Raw genomic sequence first — 6,855 nt, 5'->3', positions numbered from 1 at the left:
GGCTTGCCCGTATCGTAGGCAATGCGCCGAATGCTCGCCATCGAAATTTATCGATGGCCTATTTCAGACTGTAATGGGCGGGCGAGGCCGTTGCCTGTCGGTTAGTGGCGACCGTGGTGGCGGAGCTTGTCAATGGTGGCGTCGGTGCCGTGGCCGCGGGCATCGGTGGCGCTGTCGCGGGCGTCGGCGGCGGTTTGGCGCTTGCGGCGGTAATCGATCATGCCTTGGATGATGGGCTTGCCAAAGCTCACGACGTCGTCGTTATAGATGGCAGTACGGGCGGCAAGCAGACAGTCGGTAACGTCCATATGGGTCTTGCCAAAGAGTTTGATGGCAAGGGCGACAACGGTGGGCTCGTCGACCATGACGTCATCGAGCAGCTTGGTCATGGCCGTCGCAATCTCCACGCGAGGGACCTTGTAGACGTCGCGCAGCGTAACGGCCACGCGCGTGATTGTCTCGGGGTAGACGCGGGCGGTGCGCGTGGCGATGACCTGGGCGGCGCGCGGTGACAGGACCTCGTCGTCGTTAAGCAGGTAGCGTAGGATGACGGTCTCATCGATGATGGTGTTACTCATGGATATCTACTTCCTCGGGGCCCAAAACCGAATCATCGCTTTCTATAGCAAGGTATTCAATCCAGGCATTGCGCTCCTCGGCGCGGCGATTGGGGTCACCATATGCTTTGAGCAATCCATAGGCGGCGGTGCCGTCCTTTGAGCGCACGGCGACCGGCTGAAAGGGGAGCTTGCGCATCAAAATGCTCTGCGCGACAAAAAGACGGACGGCCTCGGCGAGCGATGTGCCCATGGCGTCGTAGAGATGCTCGGCATGCTGCTTGTCTTCCTCGCGAATGCGCACCTGCAGGATGGCTCGTTTTTGAGTCGATGACATCACTGACCTCCCTTAGCTAGCGTGCAATATAGTCGGTCAAATGCTGCATGTGCCGACATCTGAGCATCTTATAACCATTGCTTTATTTCACTCAAGTATGTTAACGATTAACACGAATACAAGCGTAGTACATCCAAAATGAGAGCACGTAAAAATCTCTGAGGCCTACGCGTGTAATACACTCACCTTTATAGCTTATAGAGAATAATTCCAACCTGCCAAAACCCCTGCAATACACCCGTATTGCAGGGCCTATGCTCAGGTTTAGCCCCTGCAACTGCGTATATTCAACCTGTATACCGTTGGAGAAATTCTACCGAGTGCCTGTTTCGCCGCATGCATTCGATACGCCGATGCCAAGCCACGGGCGGCTTGGGGCAACGTCGACAGGATCTCTCCAGCAAGGGATTCAGGAGGGAGTGAACAACATGGGCAATAAACGAGTCGTAGCCGATTCCTCGCGCTGCATTGGGTGCCAAACCTGTATGGCAGCGTGCATCGAGGCGCACGACATTCCCGGCAATATCGCCGCACCTCGCTTGCGCGTAACGCGCACCTACGAGATCTCCGCACCGGTGGCTTGCCATCACTGCGAGGATGCCCCGTGCGCCAAGGCTTGTCCTACGGGCGCCTTGTTCTTTGATCCAAAGAACCATCGTATCGGCGTTAACGAGGACAACTGCATCGGCTGCAAGAGCTGCGTCATGGCCTGCCCCTTTGGCGCCGTGAGCGTGGCGACCACGCAGGTCCCCGTCTTGATGGGCGACGTGCGCGTGGGTTCGCAGACCAAGAGCTTCGTGCTCAAGTGCGACCTGTGCGTGGACCGTCCCGGCGGCCCGGCGTGTGCCGAGGCGTGCCCGACCAAGGGCCTCACCCTGGTAGACGAGGAGCGCCTGGTGGAGCTGATCGCCGAGCGTGCCCGCGCCACCATCGAAAACGAGGCGTAGGCGGGCGGCCATACAAGCCCCACGACTGTCAAATACGTACCGATTAATCGGTAGCAGAGAAAGGAAGGAGGGTGTCATGGAGAAGCATAAAGTGATCTGCCCGTACTGCGGCGCCGGTTGCCAGTTTAACCTCCTGGTCCAAAACGGCCAGGTCGTGGGTACCGAACCGCTCAACGGCATCACCAACCAGGGCGAGCTGTGCCTTAAGGGCATGAGCGGCTACGACTTCATCAACGACACCAAGATCTTGACTCCCCGCGTACTGCACCCGATGATCCGCCGCACCAAGGGCGCGGATCTTGAGCGCGTAAGCTGGGACGAGGCACTGGATTTCACCGCATCTAAGATGCAGGCCATAATTGACGAATATGGTCCTAACGCTGTCATGACCACCGGCTCTTCGCGAGGCGGCGGCAATGAGGCGAACTACGTCATGCAGAAGTTTACGCGTGCGTGCATCGGCACCCACAGCGTGGACAACTGCGCCCGTACTTGACACGGCCCTACTGTCCTCGGTCTGATGGACACGGTTGGTTCAGGTTGCATGTCATGCTCCATCCCCGGTATGGAGGATGCGGGCTGCATTTTCCTCTTCGGCTATAACCCTGCCGATTCGCACCCCATCGTCGCAAGGCGTATCGTGCGAGCCAAAGAAAAGGGTTGCAAGATCATCGTCGCCGACCCGCGCCATATCGAAACCGCGCGTATCGCCGATCTCTACCTTCCGATCAAGAACGGTTGCAATGTTGCGTTCCTCAACGCCTTTGCCAACTGTCTGGTCAACGATGGCCTCTACGACAAGGAATTCGTCGCCGAGCACACGAACGGCTTTGACGAGTGGTGGGAGACCATCAAGAACTACACTCCCGAATCCGTACAGGACATCACGGGTATCGAGCCCGCGATGATCCACCAAGCTGCCGAGATGTACGCCACGGCGAAGCCTTCTGCCATCATTGGCTGGGGCATGGGCGTATGCCAGCAGAAGCAGAACCTGAAGACGGTGCACACCATCGCCTCCATCGCCTGCGTTGCCGGCCAGATCGGCAAACCCAACTCCGGCCTCGCGCCCGTGCGTGGCCAGAATAACGTCCAGGGCTCCTGCGATATGGGCATGCTGCCCAACCTGTACCCTGGCTACCAGAAAGTCACCGACCCGGCTGTGCGTGCCAAGTTTGCCAAGGCTTGGGGCGTGCCCGAGGAAAAGCTCCCCTTGGAGGAGGGCTACAAGCTCACCGACCTGGGTCACCTGGTCGACGAGGGCAAGGTGCACTGCTTCTACAACTACGGCGAGGACCCGGTGCAGACCGAGCCCGATTCGGCCGGAATGCGCAAGACGCTCTCCGAGCTGGACCTGTTCATTTGCCAGGACATCTTTATGACGCAGACGACCATGCTCGCCGACGTCATCCTGCCCGCCACCTCTTGGGGCGAGCACGAGGGTGTCTTTACCGCATCCGACCGTAGCTTCCAGCACTTTGACGCGGCCGTTCCGCCCAAGGGCGAGTGCCGCCACGACTGGGAGATCTTCGCGGACCTGTCCACGCGCATGGGCTATCCCATGCACTACGACAACACCGAGCAGATCTGGAACGAGTGCATTAGCCTGTGCCCCAACTTTGTGGGCGCGACCTACGAGAAGATGGCTCCCGAGGGCGGCTACGCCCAGTGGCCGGTCAAGAGCACCGATGTGAACGACCACGGCACGGCCGACATGTTCGCTGGTGGCAAGTTCACCACCAAGGACGGCCGCGCCAACCTGATGGCGCACGATTGGGAGGCGCCCTCCGAGCTTCCCGACGATGAGTACCCGCTCATCCTGTGTACCGTCCGCGAGGTCGGCCACTACAGCTGCCGCTCGATGACCGGCAACTGCAAGACGCTGGCGCTGCTCGCCGACGAGCCCGGCTTTGTCCGCATGAATCCCTCGGACGCCCAGGCGCGCGGCATCAAGAACGGCGACATCGTCTCGATTCACAGCCGCCGTGGCCAGGTGTACAGCCGCGCCGACGTGAGCGACCGTATCAACAAGGGCACGGTCTATATGACCTACCAGTGGTGGATCGGCAAGTGCAACGAGCTGACCATGCACAAGGTCGACCCGGTCTCGCATACGCCCGAGGACAAGTTCTCCGCCTGCCAGGTCGATCCGATCGCCGACCAGGTCTGGGCCGAGGGCGAGGTCGAGCGTCAGTACACCGAGCTCAAGCAGGCTCTGGTGGACGCCGCCGCTCCCCAGGATGTTGAGCCCGGCACCGCCAAGTTCGACGACGAGACGCACGTGAACCAAATCGTGTAGTCCCGTTCTCGTTGGCTTTTTGGGCCGGGCGTCCCGTACGTTCGGGTGCCCGGCCCGTTATTTTGAAAGGAAGTGGGGATGAACCGCTTCATCGACATCAACCCGGAGAGGTGCATCGGCTGCGGAACATGCCAGTCCGCCTGTGCCGACGCCCACCGGATGCAGGGTCTTCAGGACACGCCGCGCCTGGCGCTCGTGAAGACCGGCGGTATTTCGGCCGCCCTTGCCTGCCACCATTGCGAGGGTGCCCCCTGCGCCGAGGTTTGCCCGGTGAATGCCATCGAGCACGATGGCGATCGCATCCACGTCAAGGAGCAGGAGTGCATCGGGTGCAGGCTGTGCGCCATCGCGTGCCCCTTCGGAGCTATCCATCCCGATGGCACGTCCATCGCCGGTGTCGCAGGCATGTGCGACCCGACGCCTTCGTATCCTAAGTCCCTGAGCAGCCTGCTTACGTGGGCTCCCGGCCAGTACACCTGCGCTGTGAAGTGCGACCTGTGCGCCTTCGATCCGGACGGCCCGCATTGTGTGGCGGCGTGCCCCACCAAAGCGCTGGCTGTCATGGGCGTTGCGGCCGATCGCGAGCTCGACGAGGCCAAGCGCCTGCGCTCGATCGAAAACGGTCCGGCCGTCGACGTTACCGCCGTGGCCCAGGGTCTGTCCGAGAAAGCAGAAGGGAGCGTAAACAATGGATAGCATGACGCTGTTTATCGCATCGCTTGCCGTCTCGTGCATCGGTGCGCTCGCCTCGGTTCTGCTGATCAAGGCCGATAACGCCGCCAAGACCGCCGGATGCCTTATCGGCGCCGCCGCCGCGGTGCTTTCGTTTGTGGCCGGTATCCAGGCCGTGCTGGGCGATGTCACGTCGGTCGACACCATCGTGTTCTTCCCGTTTGCCCATTTCCAGCTGCTGCTCAATCAGCTGTCCGGCCTGTTTGTGGCGCTCATCTCGGTGCTCGCGTTTGCCGGTTCGATCTACGGTCTCAACTACTTTGATGAGTACCCGGGCAAAAAGGGCCGCGCCGGCTTCTTCTTTAACACCTTCGTGGCGTCCATGATGCTCGTCATCACCGCCGACAACGTGTTTTGGTTCCTGGTTGCCTTTGAGCTCATGTCGCTGACCTCGTACTTCCTGGTCGTGATCGAGGAGAACGAGAACTCCATCCACGGCGGTTGGCTCTACTTTGTGATCGCGCACGTGGGCTTTGTTCTCATCATGGCGAGCTTCCTCACCATGACCAACTTCGCCGGTGGCTCGTTTGCCTTTGCGGATTTCCGCGCCACGCAGTTTAGCCCCGCGGTCGCATCCGTGTGCTTCGTGCTCGCCTTCTTTGGCTTTGGCGCCAAGGCCGGTATCATCCCGCTGCACGGCTGGCTGCCCAAGGCACATCCCGAGGCGCCGTCCAACGTGAGTGCCCTCATGTCCGGCGGCATGATCAAGATCGGTATCTTCGGCATCCTCAAGGTGGGCCTCGACCTGCTCTCCGCCTCGGGCGTTCAGATCTGGTGGGGCCTTATGGTCATGGTGTTCGGTGCGATCTCATCGGTTCTCGGCGTGGCCTTCGCCCTGCAGGAGCATGACATCAAGCGCCTGCTGGCCTATCACTCCGTCGAAAACATCGGCATCATTCTGCTCGGCGTCGGCGCCTCCATGGCCGCCATGGCGCTCGACTCGGTCGGCATCGCCGTCCTGGCCCTGATGGCCGCCCTCTACCACACGTTTAACCACGCGATGTTTAAGGGCGAGCTGTTCTTGGGCGCCGGTGCGCTGCTGTACTCCACGGGTACGCGCAATATGGAGAAGATGGGCGGCCTGTTCCGTCGTATGCCGGCAACGGCCATCTGCTTCCTCGTTGGCGCGCTTGCCATCTCGGCCATCCCGCCCTTCAACGGCTTTGTGTCCGAGTGGTTTACCTACCAGTCGCTGTTTAACGCCGCCATGCAGGGCGACAAGGCCGTCATGATCGTGGCCGTGTTCGCTGCCGTCGCGCTTGCCATTACCGGCGCGCTGGCCGTCACGTGCTTCGTCAAGGCCTACGGCGTCTCCTTTGCCTCCGCGCCCCGCTCCGAGGCCGCGGCCAATGCCAAGGAGGTTCCCGCCCCCATGGTGTTTGCGCAGGGCCTGCTCGCGGCCATCTGCGTCGTGCTGGGCATTGGCGCTCCCGTGATCGCGCCCGTGCTGGTCGATGTCGCCGCGTCCGTGCTGCACCCGTACGGCGGCGTGTTTGCCGCCGAGGGCATGGAGCTCATGAACCAGTACTCCGGCGCTGCCACCTCCACGCCCGCGATCGCTATTGCGCTTGTGGTGCTCGTCGGCCTTGCCTGCGGTTATCGCAAGCTCAAGACCGTCGGCAAGGTGCAGAAGTCCCAGCCGTGGGCATGCGGCTATGCTCCCAACGAGCATATGCCCGTCGTGGCCACGACCTTTGCCTCCGAGGTGTCCTGGTTTATGCAGCCGCTCTACACGCTGCGCGACCGCTGCACGGCCGTCTGCTGGTCCATCGCGCACTTCTTCCAGAAGCTCACCGGTGTGGCCGAGGCTGTGGAGCCCGTACCCGACAAGGTTCTCGTCGATGCCCCGCATAAGGGTGTCGAGAAGCTCGCCGACCTCGCGACTAAGCTCGAGGGCGGCAACTACAGCATCTATATCTGCTACATCGTCGCGGCACTCGTGGTGTTCCTCGTGCTCGCCGTGCAAATGGGTTAAGGAGGGGA

6 protein-coding genes are annotated in these 6,855 nt (G+C 61.2%); 4 read left to right on the top strand and 2 right to left on the bottom strand.

Annotation, left to right across the window (positions count from 1 at the left end; all coding sequences use genetic code 11):
• Nucleotides 1-101: 101 nt before the first annotated feature.
• On the bottom strand, nt 102-578 hold the full coding sequence (locus GT495_RS08840; protein ID WP_192924190.1) for a PIN domain-containing protein: 477 nt from the start codon (nt 576-578) through the stop codon (nt 102-104).
• On the bottom strand, nt 571-894 hold the full coding sequence (locus GT495_RS08835) for a type II toxin-antitoxin system RelB/DinJ family antitoxin (RefSeq protein ID WP_152073965.1): 324 nt from the start codon (nt 892-894) through the stop codon (nt 571-573). Before GT495_RS08835 ends, GT495_RS08840 begins: the two co-directional genes overlap by 8 nt.
• Before the next feature lie 428 nt (nt 895-1,322).
• Here GT495_RS08835 and GT495_RS08830 point away from each other — a divergent pair, with 428 nt between their 5' ends.
• From GT495_RS08830 to hyfB, 4 genes are all read left to right on the top strand, one after another.
• Nucleotides 1,323-1,841 carry a 4Fe-4S dicluster domain-containing protein gene (locus GT495_RS08830; RefSeq protein ID WP_161162381.1) on the top strand — a complete coding sequence of 173 codons (519 nt, stop codon included), beginning with the start codon at nt 1,323-1,325 and terminating at the stop codon, nt 1,839-1,841.
• A gap of 76 nt (nt 1,842-1,917) precedes the next feature.
• Complete coding sequence (fdhF, locus tag GT495_RS08825) at nt 1,918-4,140, top strand: formate dehydrogenase subunit alpha (RefSeq protein WP_161162380.1); 2,223 nt, start codon at nt 1,918-1,920, stop codon at nt 4,138-4,140.
• A gap of 78 nt (nt 4,141-4,218) precedes the next feature.
• Nucleotides 4,219-4,836, top strand: a complete 618-nt coding sequence (locus GT495_RS08820; protein ID WP_161162379.1) for a 4Fe-4S dicluster domain-containing protein — start codon at nt 4,219-4,221, stop codon at nt 4,834-4,836.
• On the top strand, nt 4,829-6,847 hold the full coding sequence (hyfB, locus tag GT495_RS08815; protein WP_161162378.1) for a hydrogenase 4 subunit B: 2,019 nt from the start codon (nt 4,829-4,831) through the stop codon (nt 6,845-6,847). The genes GT495_RS08820 and hyfB overlap by 8 nt, the downstream gene beginning before the upstream one ends.
• The last annotated feature ends 8 nt before the right edge of the window (nt 6,848-6,855 follow it).

The organism is Collinsella sp. BIOML-A6, from assembly GCF_009875845.1.
In the GTDB taxonomy this organism is placed as follows: domain Bacteria; phylum Actinomycetota; class Coriobacteriia; order Coriobacteriales; family Coriobacteriaceae; genus Collinsella; species Collinsella aerofaciens_H.
This window is presented reverse-complemented; position numbering and strand designations above follow the sequence as displayed.

Excerpts from the sequence above, each read along its gene's own strand:
- GT495_RS08830 (WP_161162381.1), top strand. The coding sequence starts at position 1,323 with ATGGGCAATAAACGAGTCGTAGCCGATTCCTCGCGCTGCATTGGGTGC.
- hyfB (WP_161162378.1), top strand. The coding sequence starts at position 4,829 with ATGGATAGCATGACGCTGTTTATCGCATCGCTTGCCGTCTCGTGCATC.
- GT495_RS08820 (WP_161162379.1), top strand. The coding sequence starts at position 4,219 with ATGAACCGCTTCATCGACATCAACCCGGAGAGGTGCATCGGCTGCGGA.
- GT495_RS08835 (WP_152073965.1), bottom strand. The coding sequence starts at position 894 with ATGTCATCGACTCAAAAACGAGCCATCCTGCAGGTGCGCATTCGCGAG.
- GT495_RS08840 (WP_192924190.1), bottom strand. The coding sequence starts at position 578 with ATGAGTAACACCATCATCGATGAGACCGTCATCCTACGCTACCTGCTT.